Here is a 23750-nt window from a genome sequence, read left to right as displayed (position 1 = left end):
GCGGCGTTCGGGTGGGCCCGGTGCTGTGCGGTTCCGGCACCGGGCCCCGTCACATCCGGAACTTTTTTGCGGCAGGGGTGATTGTTTCGCGTCCGGCATCCGTACTTCTCGGTGTTGGGCCGTTCATATCCCAGGAGGCACGATGCGCATCTCGCGCAGCACGGCAGGAACCGCGTTCGTGGGCGGTGCGATGATCCTGACGCTCACCGCGCTCGCCTACCCCAGCATGCTGGGTGTGGAGAACGCGGCTTCCGGCCAGGACCGCATCATCGCCAACACCCAGTGGGGTCCGCTGACCGAGGCGGACCGCGACTTCGTGGTGCGCGTGCGCGCGGCCGGCCTGTGGGAGTACCCGCTGGGACAACTCATCATGGAGCGGAGCACGGCGCCGGCGATGAAGGAGACCGGTGAGCATCTGCTCGTGGGACACGGCCGGCTCGACGCGGCCTGCCGCAAGATCTCGACAGACCTGGGCATCACCCTGCCGAACGAGGCGTCGCCGCAGCAGCAGCAGTTCGTGGCGACGGCGGAAGGCAGCTCCGGCAAGGAGTTCGACTCCACGGCGGTGACCATCATGCGCGTCGCGCACGGGGGCATCTTCCCGACGGTCGCCAAGATCCGGGCGACCACCCGGAACAGCCTCGTGCGGGAGCTCGCCGACACGACCAACGACACCGTGCTCGACCACATCACGGTCCTGGAGAAGACCGGTCTGATCAACCACGAGCAGGTCAGCTTCCAGATCACGGCCCCGGCCAAGCTGCCCGGGGACCAGACGACGCCGCCGCCTCCGCAGGCGGGTGCGCCGGTCCGGGTGCTGCCGGTCCCCGAGAACCTGAAGGATCTGCAGACGGTCGCTCCCAACCCGTCCTACGGGGCGCCGCAGCCGTCTCCGTCGGCCGGCTGAGCCAGAACGGTTCGCGAGGGCCTCGCTCGCTGCGGCGGGCCCCGGAACCGACTAGGAACGACGGCGGGGCTTGCCGCGCCCGTCGCCCTTGGAGGCCCCGCGCCCGCCCTTGCCGGTGCGCTTCGCACCCGCGGACCGCCCGGCCGCCGACTTCCCGGGCGCCGGCTTCCCGGACACCGGTTTACGCCGGGCCCCGCCCCGGTCGGACGCCGCGGACTCGTCCGGCTGCTTGCGGCCCCGGGTGCTGTTGACCGTGCGGCCGCGGACGATGCCGATGAAGTCCTCGACCTGGTCGGTCGTCGCGTCCTGGGGCCAGGCCAGTGCCACGCTCGACTCGGGGGCGTCCTTGAGGGGACGATGCGCCAGGTCCTTGCGGTGGTGGAGACGGGCGAGCGACAGCGGCACGACGAGGACGCCGATCCCGGCCGCGACCAGTTCGATGGCGTCGGCCGTGGTGGCGGGGCGTTCGACGGCGGGCTGTCCGGGCAGGGTGTCCCAGTCGAGGACGTCGTCGAGGGGGTGCAGCACGATGTCGTCGGCCAGGTCCTCCGGGGACACCTCGTCGACGGCCGTGACCAGGTGGTCCTTGGGCACCACGACGACCGTCTGCTCGGTGTAGAGGGGGATGGCGCTGAAGACCGTCCGGTCCACGGGCTGCCGGACGAGCCCCGCGTCGGCGTCCCCGTCCAGCAGCCGCTCGGCCACCGCCCCGGCGGCCACCTGCGTCAGAGCCAGCGGGACATCGGGCTGCCGCTCGTTCCAGATACGCACCCACTTGTCGGGCATCACCCCGGGGACGTATACGAGCCGGAACGAGGGAGAAACATCCGAGCCTGTCACCGGGCCAGGTTACCGGGCGTGGTCGGAGGTCGTGCACATGCTGGGCCCTGTCGGCAGATTCCCCGCCCTCCGGGCGGACGGCGGGAATCTGCCGACAGGGCCCAGATACCCTGGGCATCATGACGTCGCACCAGAACACCCAGACGATGAAGCCCGCCACCGCGGCGAAGAAGCTGGGTGTGTACCTCGAGGCCACACCCGCCGAGTTCCGGGAGGGAGTCGTCTCGCGCGCCGAGCTGAACGAACTCCAGGCGAACCCGCCGCAGTGGCTCCAGGAGCTGCGGCACAACGGCCCGCATCCCCGCCCGGTGGTCGCGGCGAAGCTCGGGGTCTCCATCGCGGGGCTCGCCCGGGCCGGTGTCACCGAGCCCCTCACCACCGAGCAGATCGAGACACTGAAGCAGGAAGGCCCCGAGTGGCTGGAGCGGGAGCGCGCCACCCAGGCGGAGGTCCGCAAGGAAGCCGCCCGCATCAAGAAGAAGAACGCCGAGCAGGCAGAACGCCAAGCCTGACGCCCCCTGCCCCGAAGGCCCCGACCGGATCATCCGGTCGGGGCCTTCGTCGTTCCCGGGCCGCACTTCCCGCACCGTATGGCCTCGGTGAAATCTTTCGGCCATGTATTGACATGGCGATGAAACGATCCGTAGCTTGGCCGATCATTTAGATTCGTGAAGCGAGTTCACGAATATGAACGGAGAACCACCCATGCGGGATCGCCGACGCTGCATAGATATGCGGCTCCGCCGCGGGCGCCTCGTCGCCACGCTCGCCGTCTCGGGGCTCCTGTTCGGAACGGCCGCCTGCGGCTCCGGCTCCGGCAGCGCCCGGGCCGGCGATCCGAACACGCTGGAGGTGTGGACCCGGAGCGATCCGGAGTCCGCCCAGACCTACCAGAGGGTCTTCGCCGCCTTCACCAAGAAGACCGGCATCAAGATCGACTACCAGCCGGTCATGAACTTCGACCAGCAACTCCAGAGCCGCGCGTCCACCAAGGATCTGCCGGACGTCATGATCAACGACACGGCCCTGATGGGCAGCTACCAGGCCCAGGGCCTGCTCAAGCCCATCACCCCGGACTCGATCGCCGGACATGACGAGATCACCGCCAAGTCCTGGTCGTCCACGGTGGGCCGCGACGGCCGGCACTACGGCATCCCGTACTCCCGTCAGGCGATGACGCTGTTCGTCCGCAAGGACTGGCGGGAGAAGCTCGGCCTGCCGCAGCCGAAGACCTGGCAGGACACCCTCGCCCTCGCCAAGGCCTTCGCCACCCGCGACCCGGACGGGGACGGCAAGAAGGACACCTACGGCATGGTGGTCCCCGGCAGCGCCCAGAACGGCTATGTCGCCTGGTGGGGCTCCAGCTGGCTGTGGCAGGGCGGCGTGCAGATCTTGGAGAAGGAGGGCTCGGGCTACCGGCCCGCCATGGACTCGGCGGCGGCCCTGGACACCGTCACCTGGATGAAGAAGAACCTCTTCTGCGGCGACAGCGGTGTCATCCAGCCCAGCGCCCTGACCTCCGTCACCGCGAACACCACCAACTTCCAGGACGGCAACGCCGGGATGTACCTCACCGGCCCGTACAACATCTCCACGTTCGACAAGGCGCTCGGCAAGGACAAGTACGAGGTCCTGCCCGCGCCTTCGGGCCCGGCCGGGAACGACGTGCTGGCCGACGGCGAGAACGTCTACTTCGGCGCCAAGACCGGCAAGGCGAAGCAGGAGCAGGCGCTCGCCGCCTTCCTGGTCTCCCCCGAGGGTCAGACGCTGGCCATGACCGGCGACCACCAGCCCGTCGTACGCATCCCCGTCAACTCCACGCTCGACGCCGCGAAGGTGCGGAACGACCCGCGCTGGAGCGTCGTGCAGAAGGCGTACGAGGACGACTCCGTACAGTTCCCCAACGCGCCCGACTTCGCCCCGATCAAGCAGGACACCGCCGACGCGCTCAACGCGATCTTCACGTACTGCGGCAGCGACGTCCGCTCCGGCCTGAAGGAACTCAACGACACCCTCGCCGGTGACCTCAAGGACCAGGACCTGTTGAAATGACCGCGACCGTGACGACTCCCGGGCCGCGCAGAGCCCGGATCCTCGGCAAGAGGGCCGTACTGCCCTGGCTGTTCCTCGCCCCGGGCCTGCTCCTCGCCCTCGTCTTCAAGTTCCTGCCCATGGGCAAGGGCGTCTGGCTGAGCTTCTTCGACGTGCGGCCCTTCCTCGGTGACAAGTGGGTCGGCCTCGACAACTACACCCGGGTCCTGACCGACCACCGCTTCCAGGACGCCATCGGCCACACCTTGCTCCTCGGCGTCGGGATGTCCCTCGGCGGGATCGTCGTCGGCTCCGCGCTGGCGCTGCTGCTGGAGGGCCAGGCCCGCTCGCTGAAGATCATCCGCACCGCCGTGTTCCTGCCCGTCGTCACCGCCACCGCGGTGGTGGGCGAGATGTGGCGGCTGATGTACTACCCGACCTCCGACGGCCTGATCAACAGTGGTCTGGGGCTGTTCGGACTGGGGCCCGTGCCCTATCTGGACAATCCCGACACCGCGCTGTGGGCGACGATGGCCATGGGCATCTGGATGCTCGCCCCGTACAACATGGTGATCATCCTCGCCGGACTGGCCGGCGTGGACCGCTCGTTGTACGAGGCCGCCGCGATGGACGGTGTCTCGCTGTGGCAGCGGCTGCGGCACATCACACTGCCCGCGATCCGGCCCGCCCTCGGCATCGTCCTCACCCTCGCCGCCATCCGCGGGCTGCGCGTCTTCACCGAGGTGTACGTCCTCACCGGCGGCGGCCCGGCCGGGTCCACCGATGTGTGGATGACCCGCGCCTACACCCTCGGCTTCACCCGTAACGACATCGGCGGCGCCTCGGCCGCCTCCGTGGTTCTGCTCTGCGTGACGCTGCTGCTCACCGTCACGGTCAACTACCTCCGCAAGAGGGGAGACGTGAGATGAGCGCTCCCGCCATCGACCCCGTCCGGACCCCGGTGACCGCCTCTCCCGCGGGCAGGTCCGCCGGGAAGCAGCGCACCACCCCCGCCCGTTTCGACACCGCCCTCGGCTGGAGCGACCGGCCGGGACCCGCCTGGGCGCTGCGCGTCCTGCTCTGCCTGCTCGCCCTGGGCGTCTTCGCGGCGCCGTTCCTGACGATCTTCTCCGGTTCCTTCAGCGAGAAGGCCAGCGGCTCCACCCTGTCGTTCCTCCCCCACCACCCGACCCTGCTGAACTTCAACGTGGCGGGCGAGCGCGGCATCTGGGACTACTTCGGCAACTCCCTGGTCATCGCGGGCGGCGGACTGCTGCTCCAGCTCGCCGTCTGCACGCTCGCCGCGTACGCCCTGGCCCGGCACCGCTTCCGTGGGCAGGCCCTGATCCTGACCCTGTTCATGCTGACGATGATGCTCCCCGAGGAGGTCATCGCCATCCCGCTGTCCCTGGTCCTCGGGCATGTACCCGTGGTCGGCATCGACCTCAAGGGCACCGTCTGGGGTGTGATCCTGCCGCTCGGCGCCTGGGGCTTCTCGGTGATGGTGCTCACCGAGTTCATGAAGGACGTCCCCGCCGAGATCGAGGAGGCCGCCCGTATCGACGGCGTGGGCGAGCTGCGGATGCTGTGGCAGGTCATCCTGCCGCTGTGCAAGCCCGCGCTCGGCGTGGCCGGGGTGCTCGGCTTCATCATGATCTGGGACCAGTACCTGCTGCCCCTGATCGCCGCCAAGGACCCCACCGACTACACGGTCACCGTCGCCCTGTCCATCCTGCGCACCGACCCCGAGGTCGGCTCCGGGGTGGTGCTGGCCGGTGCGGTCATCGCCCTGATCCCCAGTCTGATCGTCTATCTGCTCCTCCAGCGCTCGCTGGTCACCGGCATCGCCGCCGGCGCCACCAAGGGCTGACCACCCCCACCCCCCACGTATGAGGGAGACATGAAGTTCCACGGAGTGCTGTTCTTCCCGGTCACGCCGTTCACGGCGGACGGCTCACTGGACGAGGAACGGCTTGCGCAGCACATCGAGTCCGGTGTCGCCGCAGGCGCGGGAGGTGTGTTCGTCGCCTGCGGCACCGGCGAGTTCCACGCGCTGTCGACCGAGGAGATCGAGCGGGCCACCCAGGTCGCCGTCCGCACGACCGCCGGACGAGTTCCGGTCCTCGCGGCGGCCGGCGGACCGCCGGCGGCCGCCCGCGACCAGGCCGCCCGCGTCGAACGGGCCGGTGCCGACGGCATCCTGCTGCTGCCTCCCTACCTGGTCAGCGCCCCGCAGCAGGGTCTCGTGCGGTACGTCCGGGAGGTCACCGCCGCAACGAGGCTGCCCGTCATCTTCTACCAGCGGGGCACCGCCCGGCTCACCGCGGACACGGCCGCCGAGATCGCCTCCCTGCCCGGGGTCGTCGGACTCAAGGACGGCATCGGGGACATCGAGCGGATGCACCGCATCGTCCGCGCGGTGCGTGCCGTGCCGGGCACGGAGGACTTCCAGTTCTTCAACGGCCTGCCCACCGCCGAGATGACCGCGCCCGCCTACCAGGGCATCGGCGTCGAGCTGTACTCCTCGGCGGTGTTCGCCTTCGCCCCGGAGATCGCCCTGGCCTTCCACCGGGCCCTCGCCGAGGGCGACGACACCCTGGTCAACCGGCTCCTCGACGAGTTCTACGGCCCGCTGGTCGCCCTGCGCGACGAGGTCCCCGGCTACGCCGTGTCGCTCGTCAAGGCCGGGGTGACCCTGCGCGGCCTGGACGTCGGCGGCGTACGGGCGCCGCTGCTCGATCCGGAACCGGAGCATCTCGCCCGGCTCGCGAAACTCCTCGACCACGGACTGGAGGTGGCCGGCGCATGAGCTCCACGCGTATCCGCGAACTGATCGTCACGCCGATCGCGTTCGGCGACCCGCCGCTGCTCAACTCCAACGGCGTGCACGAGCCGCTCGCCCTGCGGATCATCCTCCAGCTGGTGCTGGAGGACGGCACAGTGGGCCTCGGCGAGTCCCCGGGCGGCACGGCACGCCTGGAGCGGCTGCACATCGCCGCGCGGACGGTCGTCGGCATGGACGTCTTCGACACCACGGCCGTGGCCGCCGCGATCGACGCGGCCCTGCTGCCGACCGTGCCCAGCTCGCACGAGCGCGGCTGGACCACCTCGGCGATCGAGGTGGCCTGCCTCGACGCGCAGGGCAAGCTGCTCGACCGCCCGGTCAGCGACCTGCTCGGTGGCAGGGTCCGCGACGCGGTGCCGTTCGCCGCGTACCTGTTCTACAAGTGGGCCGAGCACCCCGCGCTCGACGGCCGTCCGGCCATCACCGACGACTGGGGCGAGGCCCTGGACCCGGCCGGGATCGTGGAGCAGGCCCGGCTGATGCGGGAGCGCTACGGTTTCAAGTCGTTCAAGCTCAAGGGCGGCGTCTTCCCGCCCGACGAGGAGATCGCCGCGATGCGGGCGCTAGCGGAGGCCTTCCCCGGGCAGCCGCTGCGTCTCGACCCCAACACGGCGTGGACGGTGGAGACGTCGAAGTACGTCGCCCGTGAACTCGACGGTGTCCTGGAGTACCTGGAGGACCCGGCCAAGGGCATCGAGGGCATGGCGGAGGTGGCGAAGGACTCCCCCATGCCGCTCGCGACCAACATGTGCGTGATCGCCTGGGAGCATCTGCAGCCGGCCGTCGAGCAGAACGCGATCCAGGTCCTGCTCACCGACCACCACTACTGGGGCGGACTGCGCCGCACCCGGGAACTGGCCGCCGTCTGCGAGGCGTTCGGGCTCGCCCTGTCGATGCACTCCAACTCGCACCTGGGTATCAGCCTCGCCGCGATGACCCATGTCGGCGCGGCCATCCCCAACCTCGACCACTCGTGCGACACGCACTACCCGTGGAACTCGGCGGACGACGTGATCGTGCCGGGCGTGCTGGAGCTGCGCGACGGGGAGGTCAAGGTGCCCACCGGTCCGGGTCTCGGTGTGGAACTCGACCACGACCAGCTCGGCCGGCTGCACCGGCGGTACGTCGAGTCGGGGATGCGCGGCCGGGACGACACCGGCTACATGCGGCGCTTCCAGCCGGAGTACGAGCGGCTGCTGCCCCGCTGGTGACACCCGTGCGCCCCTCCGCAGGGAGGGGCGCACGCTCTCACTTCCCGGACCGGGGCACCTTCAGGCGGTCCCAGGTGAGCTTGCCGGGGATGCCGTCGGCGTCCTTGCCGGAGAAGCCCTGCTTCTGCTGCCAGAGCGCGTAGGACCGGCGGTCGGCCTCGGACCAGTCGGGGCTCGGCCCCTCCTCGTAGCGGCTGCAGCCCTCGGCGACCAGGCGGCGGCCCATCGCCGTGATGATCGGGGAGCGCTGCCCGACGTGGAAGAACGCGGCGCCCGGGAACGGCTCGTAGGACGGCTTGGGCGCGGGCTTGGGGTCCGGGTCCGGCTTGGTGCTGCCCCCGGCGCCCTTCAGCCGGTCGGAGATGCGCTTGCGCATGCCGTCCATGGTGAAGCCGCGCGGGTCCACCTTGCCCGGCTGCCACTCCTTGTGGCCGATGACGGAGCGCTCGGACCAGCCGTGGTGGCGGCAGATCGCCGCCGACACCTTCTCGATGGCCTCCTTCTGCGCCTCGGGCCAAGGGTCCTTGCCGTTGCCGAGGTTGATGCACTCGAAGCCGTAGAAGTGCCGGTTGCCGTCGGTGTCGGCCTCGTTGTCGCCCGGCAGCTTCGACTCGTTGGTCACGGCACGCAGGACATCGCTGTCGCCGAGGCCGGCGTGGTTGGCCCGGCCGTTGCCGACCAGGTGCACATGGCCCTTCTTGTCGATGACGCCGTGGCACAGCGGGCCGGGCAGGTTCGAGTAGCCGTCGTAGCAGATGTCGACGGAGGAGGCGGTGCCGGAGGTGACGGTGTGGTGGATCATCACGCCGTTCACCGGGCCCCAGGGGCCCTTGCTGTTGCGGTTGTGGGTGCGCCAGCTGCGGACCTCGTGGACGGTCACGCCCTCGGCCCGCAGGATCTCCACCAGCTTCGACGCGCTGAGCGGCTTGGCCATCAGTTGTCTCCTTCCACGGCGGCTTCCGCCTCCGCTGTGGTCTGGGACCTCCCCTGTGAGGGGTCCTCGGCGGCCAGCTCCTCGCGGCGGGCCTGTTCTTCCGCGGCGAGCGTCGCCTCGTCGGCGGCCGGCATGCTGCTCGCCAGCGGGCCGAACGCCAGGCGCAGGTCGACCGCGCTGCCCTCGCCCTTGATCAGGGCCAGCGGGGCGAAGTGCCGGGCGATGCCGGCCGGCCCCTGGAGCAGCGGCCGGCGGGCCGGGTCGACCGGCCACTCGACGCCGCCGGTGGCGGTGCGGGCGGGCACGATCCAGTGGTCGCCGGTGCGGTAGGCGCCGCCCCTGGCGAAGTACACCTCGACGCCGTCCTCCAGGGGCAGCCACTCGCCCTCGGTGACGGGGATCGCGCCGCCGCGCAGGTCTGTGGTGCGGCCCTTGCGCTTCGGGCCGCCGCGGTGGTCCCAGCGGCGCAGGTACGGGTTCAGGTGCGCGAGCCGTCCGACGCCCGGGTCGGGTTCGGCGGACAGGCGGACGCGGCGGCCGGGCAGGTCCAGTTCCTCGACGCGCAGCAGCGGCAGGGGCTCCAGGCGGGAGGCGTAGGCGGTGTCGGTGAACTCGACGTGGTCGCCGACGTCCAGGTCCAGCTTGTCGTCGTGACCGAGGGACGCCAACTGCACCCAGGTGCCGTCGAGTTCGTCGACGGGGAAGACGACGGAGCCGTTCTCGCGGGACCACTTGAAGGTGGCGTCCTTCGCCTCGCCGCCCGCGTGGACCTCCACCCGGTACAGCTGGTTCTCCGGTCCGCGGTAGCGGGCGTCCGGCTTGACCAGGCACGGGTCCTCATCCGCGTGGCCGGGCCGCTCGCTGCGGGCGGCGAGCCGGGCCGAGGGGGCCGACTGGCGCTGTGCCCAGCGGGTGAAGGCGGCGCGGACGACCTCCTTGGACGGGTCGGCCTCCTCGATCTCCAGCTGGGTCAGGGACAGCGCCAGTACCTGCCAGACGACCTTGAGGCGGGCGGCGGTGTCGGGCATGGCGGCGCCGAGGGCGACCTCGCGCAGCGCGGGGTCCTCGGCCGCGTTGACCGAGCGCTCCCATACGTTCAGGTAGACGAGGAACGGCGTCTGGGCGGGCGAGGGCAGCCGGTCGCCGGGCTTCTCCGGGTCGCGGAAGGCATCCGGCTGGTCCCAGTAGGTCCACTGCGCGGGCGGTTCCGGCGCGGACTCCTCGCTCTCCTCGTCGGTGACGGGCACCCCGGCCGCCGGGCGGTCGGCGTCGCACAGGATGCCGTCGACGTAGTAGCGGCCGCCGTGGACGACGAGGGTGTCGATCTCGTGCTTGCCGCCCACGTACTCGATGCGGAAGCCGGCGGCGTCACGCGGCCCGCCGTGCGGTCCGATCAGGTCGGCGGCGAGGCTGCGGGCCTGGTGGAGCTGGATCGCGGTCTGCTCGTTGAGGTCGGCGTCGAGCTGGACGCGGCCCTGCTGGGCGACGACCGCCGAGTAGTGCCGCTCCGGCCGGAACGTGGAGCGGGAGAGGTCTGCGTGCATGAAGGGTGTCCCCTCGGGTTCAGAGGTGCGGGTTCACGAAGTCGGTGGCGGTGCGGCTCAGCCGGTGGCGGCACGGCTCAGCCGGTGGCCGTGTGCTCACGTCACGAAGAAGATCCCGGCGTCGGTGCCGGCCGGCGTGTACTCGGCGAGCCGGGCCCTGAGTCCGTCCTCGCGCTGCGGCCGGTACAGGTCGTGGAAGGCGCCCATCTCGGCGCCGTCGTCCGCGCCGCGCCGGATCTCCTCTCGGCATCGGTCGGACGACAGCGCGTACCAGGGCGTCCCGTAGCGCTGGGACGTGAACGACGGCTTGGTGTCCGCGCAGCGGTGCCGGCGCGGAGTGCGGGAGCCGGTGGGGACGCAGGAGTAGCGCACGCAGCCGATGCCGCGCCGGGCCACGTGGAGCCGGCCCGTGAAGACGCTGTTCTCGGCGATCTTCACCGCGTGCGTGTGGATCTCGCCGATGACGGTGGTGCGGTGCAGGTGCAGCACGGCGTGGGCGTGGCGGCAGTCCGGGGCGGACAGGGCCTCGCGGTCGTCGGCCGTGGCGTCGAGGACGCTGTCCCGGATGTGGATGTCGAGGGGGTCCTCGCCCACCTCGTCGCCGATGACCTCGATGGTGCCGAGGATGCTGTGCTCGACCTGGAGGCAGGCGGTGGTGCGGTCCAGGACGATGCTCGGCTCCTCGGGCGAGTGCGGATCGCACTCGGGCTCCAGGGACCAGCCGGGCACGAGCGTGCTGTGCCGTACGACGACGGCGCCCATCGCCCCGGTCACGTTGATGCCGCGGCCGGCGACCAGCAGCCCGTCGAGGACGACACGCGGCCGCTCGTGCGGGGCGCAGTCCTCCGACACCGCGCGGATGTTGAGCGCGTCAGGGCGGTTGCTGTACCAGTCGAGCAGGCGGATCACGGGGCGTGTGCCCTCCGCTGCTCGCACTTCCAGTCGGTCGCCCGGGTCGAGGTCGAAGTCCAGCTGCTCCTGGTAGGCGCCGCTGTGGGTGATCTCGATGATGCCGTCGGGCCCGGTACGGCCGGCCCGGCGGTCGTTCTGCCAGGCCCGGTAGGCGTCCATGATCTGCCGGTAAGGCTGTCCGGGCCCGACCCGGTAGAACTCGGCGTCGGGACGCGGCTCACGGTCGCGCTCGTACTCGCCGCCGCCCATGTCGGCCGCGAACGCGTAGTGGTAGTCGACCCACACGCCCTGCCGGGGCGCGGACCGCGAACCGAAGGCGATCCGGCCCAGCTCGGGGTCCACGGCCACCTGTCCGCGCTTGGGCCGGTAGCGCCAGTCCGACAGGTCGGCGACCACGATGTCCGAGGGCGGAACCGGGTTGTCCTCGCCGTCGCGCCGGATGACGAAGCTCTTGCCGGGCCCGTAGTAGTCGAGCAGCCGGTCGTGCAGGAGACGGCGGGTGACGAACGCCGGCACGTTGTCGACGGTGGCGATGTGCGTCGGCGAGGGCTCCGGGAACGGCTTGGTGATCAGCGGGGTGTCGTTGCCGAGGATCGAGAAGGTGTAGAGGTTGCGGGCCCGGTCGATGCAGTAGGCGGGGGTCCGGGTCAGCGCGTACGCCTTCAGCCGCCATACGAACAGGGCGACACCGGCCGGGGTCCAGCCGCCCTGCCGGTGCCGTGACTCGGCGCGGCGGACGTCGGCCGTACGGGCCGAGTTGGCGAAGGGGCCGCCGCCGAGGGCGAGTTCGGCGCCGTCGCGCAGGTCGGTGAGACGGCCGCGCTCGCCCCGGTGGGTGCCCGTGCCGTACAGCTTCACCGGCTGGGTGTGGGCCACCTGCCGGGACAGTTCGACGGCGCGCGCCGGCCAGGCCGCCACCTGCTCGGACAGTTCCTCCAGCAGGTGCAGGGTGCCCTTGCGACGGCGGCTCGCGACCGTGGCGGCCACGTCCCGGCGCGGGGCGACGGCCTCGGCGAGGGCGGCCCGGCCGCCGTCGTGCAGGCCGGTGGTGAGGACGCGTTCGTAGCCGGGCAGGGTGCGGTAGCCGACGAGGTCGCCGAGGTACGGCAGCACCCAGGGGGCCGCCGTCTCCACGAACAGGTCCTCGTAGCCCTGCTGGACGCCGTCGCGGACGCGGTCGACCTGCTCGGCGATCACGGCGAGCAGCGCGCGCAGCGGCTCGCCCTCCTCGGCGTCGCGCAGCCGGTGCCAGCGGGGCAGCAGGTCGGCGAGCCCGTCCGGCTCCCTGGGCACCACCGGGGCCGGCGTCTCCAACTGGGGATCCGGGGACATCACTTGACCTCCGTCAGAATCAGGGTGTCCGCGGCCCGGGGCGACAGCAGCGCGAGCTGGGCCGGGCGGATGCCGCGGAAGACGTACACCGACCGGCCCTTGGGCAGGCGCCGGGTGTCGGTGATGTCGGGGTTGAGGCGCAGCAGTTCGGCGAGCGGGACGCCGTACCGGGCGCAGATCTCCGACAGCGTCTCGCCGTTCTCGGCGCGGACCGTGTGGATCTTCTCGTCGTACGTCGCCGGGTGCGCCGGGACGGACGCCCTGGGCGGGCCGGGCCGGGTGAGCAGTTCGGTGAGCTCCTCCGGGGTGGCGGAGGCGGGCACGCCGGTGAAGACGTCGACGTCCACGTAGTCGACGCCGGGCACGGTGTGGGCGGTGGCCAGGACCTCGGAGAGGCGGGCGGGCCGGCCAAGCTCCCGGCCCTCGAAGCCGAGCCGGTTCAGCAGGGCATGCCGCAGGCGCGGCTCCACGGTGTGCCAGGCGTGGTCGGGGGCCACCTTCACCCGGGCGGCGATCAGCAGCAGGACCAGTTCCCGGCCGTCCACGCGGACCGGGAGGTTGGGGTCGCCGTACTCGGTGAGGGCGCCGCGCAGGGCGCGCAAGGTGTCCGAGTCGGGGGCGATGGGCACGTCGTCCGTGCCCGCCACCGTCACGTGCAGCACGCGCCGCCGCCCGTCGAAGAGTTCGCGTGCCGAGGCCCGGCCGATGCCGGCGCGGGAGCGGGCGAAGTTCTCGTAGTCGGACTCGGACACCAGCCGGTCCAGCGCCGAGACGGCCAGCGGGACCGTACGGCGGGTCAGGCCGGGGCCGTCGGCGTCGGCGCCGCCGGTGGCCGGGCGCGGGTTGGTGACCGCGGTGACGCCCAGCGGCCGGGTGAGGGGCTGGGTGACGCGGTCCGCGGGCACGTTGGCGGCCCTGCCGGTGCCGAAGCGGTAGCGGGCGCGGACGTTCTCGTGGCCGGAGGGCAGCCGGGCGCCGTGCACACCGTCGCCGAAGGTCACGGTCGTCCGGCCGTCGGCCGTGGCACCGCTGATGTAGACCCGCTCGGTCGGGCCGCGTCCGGCGAGGCTGTCGACCTCGTGCCACAGCACGCCGTCGACCCGGAGCTCCAGCACGGGGGTGGCGCCGAGGGGGTTGTCGTCGGCGAGCCAGGTCAGCGGGGACTGCCAGAGCGCGAAGGTCTGGTTGACGCGGTCCGAGTCGCCGCTGCCGATGGCCTCCTCGCGGCTCTCGCCGTGGGTGGCCTCGACGACGTTGCCGAGGATGCGGACCGTCTCGCGGCGGTAGCGGTGGGCGAGGTCGGCGGTGAGGGTGAGCCGGGTGTGAACGTGGTCGCCGGGCAGCCGCGGATCGACGGCCGGGTCGGCGGCGGCGATCGACACCACCTCGGTGGCGCGCACCCCTGCCGTGCCGGGGAGGTCGCTGCGCTCCCCCGCCACGACGAGCGTGCGGCCGGGCCTCAGCCCCTCGTACAGCTCGGCGAGTTCGATCTCGTTGCCGTGCACGTCCTCGCCGAGGGGCTCGTCGGCGAGACGCAGCGGCTCCCCGGCCGCGTGCACGGTGGTGTCGCGGATGTGCGACAGCAGGACGTCGAACTCGTCCAGCCAGGGTTCGGCGAGGGTGAGTTCGGTGCCGCGGCCGGTGATGCCGTAGTTGGTGTAGGCGGCCGTACGCGCGGCCACCACCTGGGTGGTGACGAACTTCAGCTTCGGGTCGCCGGGCACACCGCCCTCGGCTCCCTTGGCGGGCCGCTGGATCGCCACCCAGCTGCCGACCGTGATGCCCTCGTGCACGGTGTCCAGCTGGAGCGTGCGGCGGTTGACGGGCTCCGGCTTGCTGGCGATCACGACCTCGACGTTGGGCTCGGCGCTGCCCACCGTGTACGTGAGGCTGACCTGGTGGTCGCCGTGCGTGAACTGCTCACTGGCGCCCGGCCGCAGGGCGATCTGCTCGGAGGTGCCGTTGTGGACGCCGACGTGGACCAGGCCCTCGTCGTCGGGCCGGGACACGAAGAGCGTGCGCTCGGGCAGGGCGGAGAGGAAGCGGGCCGTGACGCCGGGCTCCTGGGAGTCCGCGGGTCGCCGGTTGAGCCAGCTCAGGTCGCGGTCCTGGCCGGAGCGCACGGACAGTTCGACCTGGCCGGGGCCGAGGGTGAAGGTGACCGGCTGGGTGACGGGCAGGTTCTCCGCGCGCTGGTCGGAGCTGCTGCCCTCGACGTACTGGAACTCGGCTCGCACCGGGGACTTGCCCGCCGTGTCGAAGACGACCCGCATGGTCGCCAGCACCGCGCCGGTCAGCGGCCAGTCGGCGGTCCGGATGACCCGGCCGCGGTCGTCCTGGACCGGCTTCAACGGGGCCGTGGCACCGAAGGGAGCCGCGGTGACGCGCAGGGCGAGCAGCTCGCGCAGAAGCTGCGGGGTGCCGGGCGCGGCGGCCGTGCGCCAGGCCGGGTAGAGACTGCCGAGGCCGGGGTTGAGGGCGGAGAGGAGGCGGGCGGTGTCGGTGCCGGGGAGCTGCGGACCGGTGGTGCCCCGGGGTGCGGGGGCGGTGGCGCGCAGGGCGGGAAGTACGACACCCAGGGCTTCCAAAGCGGCAGCCCGCGAGTCGCCCTGAAGGGGCGCGGGCCGTGCCATTGTGCGGCTCCGCCGCGTGGGCGCGACCAGCCCCAACGGCCCCGCAGACGGCCGACCACCCACCGACACACCCTCCTCATCCGCCTGCGCAGGCGCCAACTCCAGCGCCCGCTCGGCAAGTTCGGCAAGCACCCCTTCCAGCTGCTCGAACCACGCCGCCACACCCTCATACGGAGTAGCCAGCACCTGCGCCTCACCGAGCCGGGCAAGAGGCTCGGCGAGACGGGCCGCGAGCCGCTCGGGCGTCTTGACCTCCTCCAGGTCGTCACGCAGCGGTTCGAGGACCTGGTCCTCGAAGTCCTCGATCAGCCGGCTGACCGGACGCGGGTTGGGAACCTCCGGCGTGGGCGGCTCCTCCCCCGGCTCTCCCGGCTGCACGGGCGGAGCCGTCCAGCGGCGTACCTCGTCGACGAGTTCCTCAAGAGTCGGCGGCGCCGACTCCGGCAGGGAGATCGCCGTGATCTCGTCGTCCCGGTCGACCCGCGTCTTCGCCACGGGCAGCAGCTTGCGCGCGCCGCCCGCGCCTTCCCCGAAGACGAACAGCAGCTGGTCGCCGGTCTGAAGGGAGAGCCCCGTGCCCTCGACGAACAGCTCGGAGCGCTTCTCGAGGTCCTGCGGGGTGAGGAGCGAGGGACGGCGGCGGCGGACCTTCAGCTCGTTGAAGTCCCAGCGGGCCGTCAGATCCCGTGCGGTCTCGAACGTCAGCGACGCCTCATCGGCGGAGGCCGGCACGCTGTGGCTGCGCGCACCGCGCGGGATCAGCACGTTCTGGGCCTCGGCGCGCGGGTCACGTTCGAGGGTGTACGCCAGGTGCGTGGCGGCGGCGACACCGGGACGCGGGCGATGCCCGACGAGCCGGCCGAGCAGCACCAGGGAGCGATGCTCGTCGGCGGTGCGGAGGTAGGCCTCGTCGGCGATCCGCTCGGAGTGGAAGGTGAGCAGGTCACCGAGGACGGCCGTGGCGTCGAGCAGGCCGATCGCCGGGTCGTCCGGGGTGCGGACGGTGAGGCGGTTCAGCGCCGGGTACGCGGGCGAGGCGAGCCGGTCGAGCAGGGCGGCCAGGAAGGAGCCGTACTCCCCGACGCGGTAGTCCAGCGCGGTGCGGCCGGGCGGGTTGTGCGGCGGTGTCGGCGCGAGGCGCTCGTCGTGGCCGCCGCGGCAGGCGCCGCCGCAGCCGCAGTCGTCGGTCGCGGGGACCGGGTGCGAATCCGTCATCGGGCGCCTCCCAGGGATATCGCCAGCAGGCCGTTCTCCGGCCGGTCCGGGTCGTTGTCGCAGGTGGCGATCTCCAGCGGGCCGAGCCGCAGCACGCCGTCCTCCCTCTCTCCTCGGTCTTGTTCGGACAGCCGGCGCAGCCGGGTGACCTCGACGCTCTCCACTCCGGGCACGGCCGCGGCGACGGCGACGAGGCGGCTGAGCCGGACCGGTTCGCCGAAGGTCAGCGCGTCCGGGTGGAAGAAACCGAGCCGTCCGCCGGGCAGCCGTCCGCTGCCGAGCACGCGGTACAGCTCGGCCAGGATCTGCCCGTGCTGGTGGCCCGGCTCGGCACAGACGCTCAGCGCGATGTCGAGCGGCACCAGCCGGGCGGGCGCCACGACGAGGTCATGGCCGATGCGCCGGTACGTCTCCAGGGCCTGGGCGACCGAGTCCAGCAGGCCCGGCGACGGGTCGGCGGTGCCGTACGCGTCGATCGCGATGTGTGCTTCCTGCACGCTGCCGGTCCAGCGGATCTCGGCCGCCGCCCGCTGCACACCCGGCAGGGCGCCGGCGAGGGCGGCGTAGTCCTCGGCGGTGACCGCGCGCAGCCGGGTGCGGCGCAGGTCGAGCGGGGCCAGCTGGCGTACCTGCTCGACGGGTTCGGGCCGGGTGCCGCCGGTGGCGGGCAGCGGGTTGCGCACCACGGCGACCGGCGCCTCGCAGTCGCCCTGCACGACCAGGTGGTTGATGGCCTCGGCGCCGACGTTGCCCGCGGTGCCGCCGCCGAGCCGGTAGCGCAGCTCCAGGCGGGAGCCGGGCGTGGGCCTCGCGCCGTGCCGGCCGTCGCCGAAGCGCAGCGCGAGGCGTCCGTCGTCCTCCAGTTCGCCGACGAAGTGCCGCTCGCGCGGACCGCTGTCGAGCAGGTCGCGGCGCGGCTCCCAGGTCTCGTTCCCGTCGTGCGGGCGTACGGCGGGCAGCGCCCGGCGCGGGTCCTGGGCGAGGGCGGCGGTCGCCGAGCCGCGCAACACCGTCTCCTCGGGGTGCAGCCCGCTCGCGTAGGCCGGGCCCCAGGCGTGGGCGATCTCCCAGGCGATGTGCCCGTCGAGGACGGTTCCCGCCCGGGCCCGGGCGGCGAGGACCTCGACGCGGCGCAGCTTGGTGTCGAGCAACTGGTCGCTGCGGTAGAGCAGTTCACGCAGGGCGCGGACCGGGTGGCGGTGCAGTTCGAGCCGCTCCAGCACGTTCAGGCCGTAGATGACGGCGAGTTCGGCGATCTCCTCCCGGCCGAGTCCGTCCCGGTCGCGGGCGCTGCGCCACAGCTCGACGAGCCGCTGCCGCACCCGGCCCGGGATGGCCGCGATCCGCTCGGCCTGCCCGGCGGCGACGGTGCCGGGGGCGGGGAAGGGCACCGCCTGGGTGACGGGCGTACGGCCGAGGACCGGGCGGAAGCGGGGCGCGATGCCCGGGTAGACGGACTGGGCGAGCAGCGTGCGCAGGGCGGCGGCCTGGGCGTAGGCGGTGCCGGGCACGACCTGTTCGTGCCGCTGCCCGGCGCTTTCCAGGCCGAGGCCGGCCCGGTTGGTCGCGGCCTCGCCGACGACGTCGAAGAGTTCGCGGACGTCGTCGGGTACGAGGGCCCGGCCCGACTCGGCCTTGTCCGTCAGGGCGTTGATCAGCCGTGCGGGGGCGTTGCCCTCCGCGGTGTCGTGGCAGCCGAAGGCGGGAGGGTCGCAGGGGGCGGTCACGGCGGGCACGGGCGGCACGGTGACCGTCTCGGGCAGGCCGGTCAGCGTCCGTCCGTGGTCGGCGAGGACGACGTTGCCGCGGGCGAGGGTGACGTCCTCGACGGGCAGGCAGTCGCGTCCGCCGCGGGTGGTGAGGCAGAGCGGGAAGCGGAGCGCGTCCTCGGCGGCCCAGGTGATCTCCTGGACCGGCTGGTCCTCGATCCGGTCGAGTCCGGGGGTGACGGAGGTGATCCGGACGGCCTGGCGGTGGGCGGGGTCGGCGTCGCCGGGGGTGCCGGTGCGCGGGCCCTTCACCTCCTCCAGGACGAGCACGTCGCCCGGCCGGAGGGCCAGCCGGCGCTCGCGGCAGGTCTCCGGGTCCACCCACGCGTCCCGCAGGGTGGCGGCGGTGGCGCCCTGGGGCAGGGTGCACACCTCGCCGCCCCAGGTCCACAGCCGGATGGCGTTGTGCGCGACCCGCAGCTCCAGCGGGTCGGTGGCGACGACCGGTTCGAAGACCTCCACCGAGCCGCGCTCGTCGAGGTCGCCGAGGTCCGCCTCGTCGATCACCGTGCCCGGTTCGGGGCGGTCGTGCGGGTCGAGGCTGCGTACGTCGACGGAGGCGAAGCGGAAGGTGCCCGGGGCGAGCGTCCGGTCCTCCGCGGTCCGGACGGTGACGTACGCGCGGGCGTTGCACCCGTCGTGCATCGCGTAGTCGATGAGCTTCACATGGCGGCGTACGGAGACCCGGCGGCGGGCGGTGTCGAGGTAGGCCTCGGTGGCGACCGCGTCCTGGTGGTAGCTGATCTGGTCGCCGGTGTGGGCGAGGAGTTCGACGAGGGTCATGCCCAGGTCGGCGGGGTTGCGCTCGGCCCAGTCGGGGGTGGTGAGCGCGAGCCGGTCCAGGAGCAGCTTGCGGATGGTCTCGTAGTCGCGGGCCGTGTAGTCGATGACGGGCGTGGCGGGGAAGTCCGGCTCCGGCCGGTGCTCGTCCTCGCAGTCGAAGGGGGTGGGGCAGTCGGGCCGGAAGGAGAACGTGGCGCTGTGGTAGCGCTGGTCGAAGCCGCGGTACGGCTCGGTGCCGGGCCGTCCGTACGGGTCGGTCTCGACGAGGGAGAGCCGGTAGCGGGAGGTGTCACCGGCCCGGTCGAGGGTGACGTAGAGCCGGTCGTCGAGCTCCGGGTCCTCCTCGCGTTCGACGCTGACGTCGACGGCGGTGATGCCGGTGACGCGGCGGCCGCCGTCGATGCGGACGTTCTCGGGGCAGAGGCCGTGCGGGGCCTTGCCGAGGAAGGTGACGGTGAGCAGCAGGCCGTCGTCGCCGGTCTCGACGGTGTCGACGCCGTTGAGCTGGGCGGCCCTCACCTTGCCGCGGCGGGACGTTGTGGTGCCGGTCGTCATGCGGCGGCCCTCCCTTCGAAGACGTCGTCGCGCCGGGCGCCGGTGGCCCGGACGGCGTACGACAGGTACACGCGGACGACGCCGTCCTCACCGCCCTCGCTGACGATGTCGAGGGCCTGTACGTCGATGAGGTCGCCGAGCCAGCGCTGCAACGCGGCCTGCACGGACAGTTCGAGCGTGCTGATCAGCTCGGGACTGTTGGGCGCGAACACCAGGTCGAGGAGTCCGCAGCCGAAGTCGGGGCGCATGACGCGTTCGCCGGGGCTGGTGAACAGCAGTTGCTCGATCAGGTCGTGCACGTGCTCGCCGTGTGTGGCGTGCGCGGTGCGGCCGCGGCGGTCGGCGCGGAAGGGGAACGCGATGTCGGAACGGGGCCTGGCGGCCCGGCTGGCGGGGTTCATCGGACGGTGACCTTTCGCTGCGCGGCCTGGACGACGGGCGGCCCCTGCGGGACGAGGGCCGCGCTGAAGCACTGGGCCGCGGAGGTGTCGAGCAGCACGGGCGCGCCGTCGACCGTGATGCCGGTGGTGTCGGCGGTCCAGCGGACCGTGACGCACGGCGAGGGCACCCGGTCGACGGTGTGCGGGCAGCCGGTGACCACGTAGGAGTGCGCGGCCGTGGCGACGGCGGCACCCGCGACGCGGACGCCGCCGGCGGGCGGGGTGGCCGCGGTGACGCGCCCGCCGTGCGGGCAGCCGAGCACGGTGCCGGCGTCGAGGAGTCTTCTGTTCGTACCTGTCACTTGCTGGATCCCCCGTCGTCTATCGCTTCGAGAGCACGGTCAACTGGCCCTCGTTGATCGTCACTTCACGTCCGCGCAGCACGACCTCGGCACCCGCGCCGGTCGCGATGACCACGGCTTCCTTGGTGATGCGGATGTAGGCGCCGCCCTGGGCCTGCAGGAGGATCCCCTGCTCGGCGCCGGGCGTGTCGTTCATGACGAGCTTGTGCGCCTGCGGTGTCTGCACGACGACCGGCTTGCTCGGCGAGTTCGCCTGGAGCTCGCGGCGCGCGTCGGGCGGCAGCTCCTCGGCGGCGCCGTACCAGCACCCCGTCCACACCGGGAAGCTGGGGTCCCCCTGCTCGAACTCCACCCATACGCCCGCGCCGGGCGGCGGCACCACGAACTGCCCGGACTCCGGCCCGGTGAAGGGCAGGCAGGGCAGCGCCCAGGTCGACGGCTCGTCGCCGAGCACGTCCGGGACCTCGACGGTGACGCGGCCGATGCGCAGCGGGTCGTTGTTGTCGACGACCCGGCCGCGGAATTTGCCGAGGTAGCGATTGCTGGGTGCCGCCATGGTGGAGGTGCTCCTGGTTGGTGGTCGTGGGTGGTGCGGTTACGGCCGGACGTAGTCGCTGCGGGCTTCGAGGCCCTCCCTGGAGAGGGTGAAGTTCTGCTGGTACGAGCCCGGCCTCAGGTTGTGCGTGACGGACTTGACGTAGTAGTCGCCGTCGTAGGCGCGTCCGGCGCCCCGTACGCCGACGAGCTGGCGCGGCTGGAGGATGTAGCCGTGCCGGTTGACGTCGAGGGAGCCGGAGCCGGAGACGACGTCGGCGGAGACGGCCGCGCGGGCGAGCAGTTCGGCCTCGGCCTGCTCGCGCTGCTGCTTGGCCGTGCCGGACAGCGTCCTGCGCTTCAGGGCCGGGGTGGGGCGCCTGCCGAGGGGCGGGCGCAGCGGGCTGATCGGCGGTTGCGGCAGCAGGGTGGACTGCCGGGTGCCGGGGTCCTGCCAGCGTGCCTGCGGCTCTTCCCTGGCCGTCCCGTCGTAGGCGAACGTCAGCTGGTCGACGGTGGACTGGGCGTCCATGTTGACGTTGAGGGCGTGCTGGCGGATGCCGAGCCGGACCTCGGGGCCCCAACGGGCGGAGGATTGACCGGGGTTGGGCCCGGGCTCCAGGTAGAAGGTGTAGCCGTTGGCACGGGCGAGCTCGGTGACGTACTGGAGGTCGGTGCCGGTCTGGTAGTGGACGCGCAGGTCCTGGTGCGGAGGCTGGGCGACCTTCTCGGTGTAGACGTCGGGCCGGATGCCGTAGTCGGAGTAGCGGCGCAGGATGGCGAGGGCCCGCTCGGAGGGCGGCAGGTTGGGATAGCGGGCGGTCCGCTCCTCCAGGTCCATCAGCAGGGTGAGGTCCTCGCCGGTGACGGTGAGGGTGGAATGCCCGGGCCGGTTGCTGGCACCGACCTCCTGACGCACCACCAGCCCGTCGAAGAGCACGGCGGCCGTGCCCCGCACGTTGACGGTCACGATCAGGCGGGTCTTCGGATCGAAGAATCCCTCGGGCAGCAGCCGGCGGCTGATGATGCCGTTCTTGGTGAGGTCGAAGGCGAGCTGGAAACCGCTGCGCTCGCCCGCGGTGGCGGTGATCTGCGCGGAGAGCAGGGCCTCGGTGACCTCGGCGGGCACGGGGCGGGCGAGCTTGGGCCCCATGAGGAGGGTGATGTGCACGGGGCCCTGCCCCACGGGCAGGTCAAACACGCCGGTCCCCCTGCGGGAAGCCGCCGGCGGTCGGTATGCCGATGATCCGCCCGGCCTCGTCGGTCAACTCGCGTGGATCGAGCACCGGGTTGGCGTCGGCGATCTGCCACCACTGCCCGGGGTCGCCGAAGTACCGCTGGGCGAGCAGGTCGGGCCGCTCCCCCGCGCCGACGACGTGAGGCTGGGCCTCCTGGTGGCCGCCGTCGTCCAGAGGCGGCAGCAACCGGCGCTTGGTGTACCGGACTTCACTGCCGTCGGGGCGGCGGTGCACCCCGATCTCGGCGTCGTGGTACCGGCTGGTGCGCGGATACGGATGAGCGCCGGGGATGGCGTCCAGGGCGCGCTCGTACGGTTCGATGTCGGCCATGGTGTGGCTCAGCCCCTCCTGATCGATGCGCTCGCTGCCCCGATGCCGCCGCCGAGTCCCAGCGCGCCGAGGCTGCCGCCCCGGGCGGCGGCGGCCAGCCGCTCCTTCTGCGCGAGATGCGCGAGGTAGAGATCGGCACCGCGGTGCCCGGCGGGCAGGTCACTGACGGTGAGGATCTTCATGCCGATGCTGAGGGAGGCGCGGATGGGATTGAGGTTCACGTCGAAGGCGGACTCGTTCACGGACAGCTCCGTCAACCGCACCGGCATGACCCGCTTGCTCCCCCACGTGAACAGCGTCAGGGGCATCTCGATCGGGCTGATCTCGATGGCACCCTTCTGCGACAGCCGGCTGGCGGCGCGCAGTTGCGCCGTTGTCGGCTGTACGAGCATCTCCAGCGTGGCGAGCTGCGGATGAATCCCGTCGGGCGCCGCGACCTCGAACTGATCCGTCGCGTCGATCTCGGCGGTGAACTTCCAGGTCTCCTGCGCGGGGCCCTTGAGCCGCAACGCCTCATTCCGGTCACCACTGCCGGTCCCCCCGCCTCCGGCGTCCCCACTGTCACCCGCGGACTGCGGGCTCACGCTGCGTTCGAGGGTGTCCGGGTTGAACTGCAGCACGATGATGCGTTGGGGGGTGCCGGTGTCGGGGTCGACGACGACGATGCCGGAGCGGATGGGTTTGGGGATGTCGGCGTAGCGGGTCACGTGCGCTCCCGGAGGCGGGCCTGGAGGTCCGAGTAGTCGTGGTCGGGGAAGAACTCCGGAAGCACGTCCAGCATGACCCGAAGGTCGGCAGCCGTGCCGGCGAATTCCTCGTCGCTCAGCGGCGCCTCCGTGAAGAGGTGCTGCCAGTCAAACACTCCCTTGGTCATCCGCAAGGCATCCATGTATGCGCGGTAGTCGAGGTTCATCTGCCACAGCGTGTTCGTCCGGTGATCGGAGAACCAGACCTCGGGATTCTCGACTCCGGACTGCAACCGCAGGGCGACGAACGAACCTGTGCCGGTAAAGGGGCTGGCATCGATCACACGAAACCCGGTGGCCAGTTCACGCTGTTCGTCCGAGTAGAGCGACGACGGAAATTCCGGCGCGCCCTCGTGCACCGCCAGGGGCAAGGGAGTGAGCTGGAACTCGCCCGCCAGATACGGGTAGGGGTCGATGGTCCGCCATTGACTTCCCAGCTGCGAAAAGCGAATGTACGCACTACGGAGTTCCGCACCGATTTCGATGCCATCCCACTCGGCGAGGTCATCGAAGGCGGTGTCCTCCGCCGTCAGGTCGATGTCTTCCCTCGCCTCGTTCAACACGTCGACAGCCGGGCTGTCACGCAGCTCATCGAGGACTTTGAGCCAACCCTCTTCGTATGCTGTCGGTTCTTCGAGTTCCATGATGT

Annotated in this window: 20 protein-coding genes; 7 read left to right on the top strand and 13 right to left on the bottom strand. The window is 71.9% G+C overall.

The annotated features are described in order from the left end of the window. Positions 1-142: 142 nt before the first annotated feature. Positions 143-907: a DUF4142 domain-containing protein gene (locus ACZ58V_RS19895; protein ID WP_468189052.1), complete on the top strand. Its 765-nt coding sequence runs from the start codon at positions 143-145 to the stop codon at positions 905-907. Positions 908-958: 51 nt separating this feature from the next. Here the strand turns inward: ACZ58V_RS19895 and ACZ58V_RS19890 are convergent, their stop codons facing one another. Beyond that, the gene (locus ACZ58V_RS19890) at positions 959-1747 is read right to left on the bottom strand and encodes a LysR family transcriptional regulator substrate-binding protein (protein WP_468189049.1); all 789 of its coding nucleotides are present in this window, start codon (positions 1745-1747) and stop codon (positions 959-961) included. A 119-nt stretch (positions 1748-1866) separates the two neighbouring features. Here ACZ58V_RS19890 and ACZ58V_RS19885 point away from each other — a divergent pair, with 119 nt between their 5' ends. The 6 genes from ACZ58V_RS19885 (at position 1867) to ACZ58V_RS19860 (ending at position 7834) form a co-directional block, all read left to right on the top strand. After that, a complete protein-coding gene (locus ACZ58V_RS19885) occupies positions 1867-2259 on the top strand; it encodes a DUF5997 family protein (RefSeq protein WP_471291134.1) in 393 nt (130 codons plus the stop codon). 220 nt (positions 2260-2479) lie between these two features. Next, positions 2480-3799 carry a sugar ABC transporter substrate-binding protein gene (locus ACZ58V_RS19880; protein ID WP_471291727.1) on the top strand — a complete coding sequence of 440 codons (1320 nt, stop codon included), beginning with the start codon at positions 2480-2482 and terminating at the stop codon, positions 3797-3799. Then, positions 3796-4707, top strand: a complete 912-nt coding sequence (locus ACZ58V_RS19875) for a carbohydrate ABC transporter permease (RefSeq protein WP_468189043.1) — start codon at positions 3796-3798, stop codon at positions 4705-4707. The genes ACZ58V_RS19880 and ACZ58V_RS19875 overlap by 4 nt, the downstream gene beginning before the upstream one ends. Then, positions 4704-5648: a carbohydrate ABC transporter permease gene (locus ACZ58V_RS19870; protein ID WP_471291132.1), complete on the top strand. Its 945-nt coding sequence runs from the start codon at positions 4704-4706 to the stop codon at positions 5646-5648. Before ACZ58V_RS19875 ends, ACZ58V_RS19870 begins: the two co-directional genes overlap by 4 nt. A gap of 30 nt (positions 5649-5678) precedes the next feature. Further along, entirely contained in the window at positions 5679-6587 is a 909-nt protein-coding gene (locus ACZ58V_RS19865) for a 5-dehydro-4-deoxyglucarate dehydratase (protein ID WP_471291130.1), read from the top strand. Continuing rightward, positions 6584-7834, top strand: a complete 1251-nt coding sequence (locus ACZ58V_RS19860; protein ID WP_471291128.1) for a glucarate dehydratase family protein — start codon at positions 6584-6586, stop codon at positions 7832-7834. Before ACZ58V_RS19865 ends, ACZ58V_RS19860 begins: the two co-directional genes overlap by 4 nt. 37 nt (positions 7835-7871) lie before the next feature. On the opposite strand, the gene ACZ58V_RS19855 is transcribed toward ACZ58V_RS19860, so the two are convergent. The 12 genes from ACZ58V_RS19855 to ACZ58V_RS19800 form a co-directional block, all read right to left on the bottom strand. Next, complete coding sequence (locus ACZ58V_RS19855; protein ID WP_471291126.1) at positions 7872-8768, bottom strand: peptidoglycan-binding protein; 897 nt, start codon at positions 8766-8768, stop codon at positions 7872-7874. After that, positions 8768-10312 carry a DUF6519 domain-containing protein gene (locus ACZ58V_RS19850; protein ID WP_471291124.1) on the bottom strand — a complete coding sequence of 515 codons (1545 nt, stop codon included), beginning with the start codon at positions 10310-10312 and terminating at the stop codon, positions 8768-8770. Before ACZ58V_RS19850 ends, ACZ58V_RS19855 begins: the two co-directional genes overlap by 1 nt. 96 nt (positions 10313-10408) lie before the next feature. Further along, positions 10409-12556, bottom strand: a complete 2148-nt coding sequence (locus ACZ58V_RS19845) for a hypothetical protein (protein ID WP_471291123.1) — start codon at positions 12554-12556, stop codon at positions 10409-10411. Next, positions 12556-16404, bottom strand: coding sequence for a putative baseplate assembly protein (locus ACZ58V_RS19840; RefSeq protein WP_471291121.1), 3849 nt, complete (start codon positions 16402-16404; stop codon positions 12556-12558). Before ACZ58V_RS19840 ends, ACZ58V_RS19845 begins: the two co-directional genes overlap by 1 nt. Then, complete coding sequence (locus tag ACZ58V_RS19835; protein ID WP_471291119.1) at positions 16401-19511, bottom strand: putative baseplate assembly protein; 3111 nt, start codon at positions 19509-19511, stop codon at positions 16401-16403. The genes ACZ58V_RS19840 and ACZ58V_RS19835 overlap by 4 nt, the downstream gene beginning before the upstream one ends. Next, positions 19508-19912 carry a GPW/gp25 family protein gene (locus tag ACZ58V_RS19830; RefSeq protein ID WP_468189024.1) on the bottom strand — a complete coding sequence of 135 codons (405 nt, stop codon included), beginning with the start codon at positions 19910-19912 and terminating at the stop codon, positions 19508-19510. Before ACZ58V_RS19830 ends, ACZ58V_RS19835 begins: the two co-directional genes overlap by 4 nt. Beyond that, positions 19909-20253, bottom strand: coding sequence for a hypothetical protein (locus ACZ58V_RS19825; protein WP_468189022.1), 345 nt, complete (start codon positions 20251-20253; stop codon positions 19909-19911). The genes ACZ58V_RS19830 and ACZ58V_RS19825 overlap by 4 nt, the downstream gene beginning before the upstream one ends. Before the next feature lie 19 nt (positions 20254-20272). Then, a complete protein-coding gene (locus tag ACZ58V_RS19820; RefSeq protein ID WP_193483451.1) occupies positions 20273-20809 on the bottom strand; it encodes a phage baseplate assembly protein V in 537 nt (178 codons plus the stop codon). Between the two features lie 39 nt (positions 20810-20848). Continuing rightward, complete coding sequence (locus ACZ58V_RS19815; protein ID WP_189724191.1) at positions 20849-21988, bottom strand: hypothetical protein; 1140 nt, start codon at positions 21986-21988, stop codon at positions 20849-20851. Then, positions 21981-22355 (bottom strand): hypothetical protein, encoded by a 375-nt coding sequence (locus ACZ58V_RS19810; protein WP_471291116.1) that lies wholly within the window; start codon positions 22353-22355, stop codon positions 21981-21983. Before ACZ58V_RS19810 ends, ACZ58V_RS19815 begins: the two co-directional genes overlap by 8 nt. Before the next feature lie 8 nt (positions 22356-22363). Further along, positions 22364-23062, bottom strand: a complete 699-nt coding sequence (locus ACZ58V_RS19805; protein ID WP_189724193.1) for a hypothetical protein — start codon at positions 23060-23062, stop codon at positions 22364-22366. Continuing rightward, complete coding sequence (locus tag ACZ58V_RS19800) at positions 23059-23745, bottom strand: hypothetical protein (protein ID WP_471291114.1); 687 nt, start codon at positions 23743-23745, stop codon at positions 23059-23061. Before ACZ58V_RS19800 ends, ACZ58V_RS19805 begins: the two co-directional genes overlap by 4 nt. Positions 23746-23750: the final 5 nt, after the last annotated feature.

The organism is Streptomyces sp. NPDC040589 (genome assembly GCF_055594445.1).
This window is presented reverse-complemented; position numbering and strand designations above follow the sequence as displayed.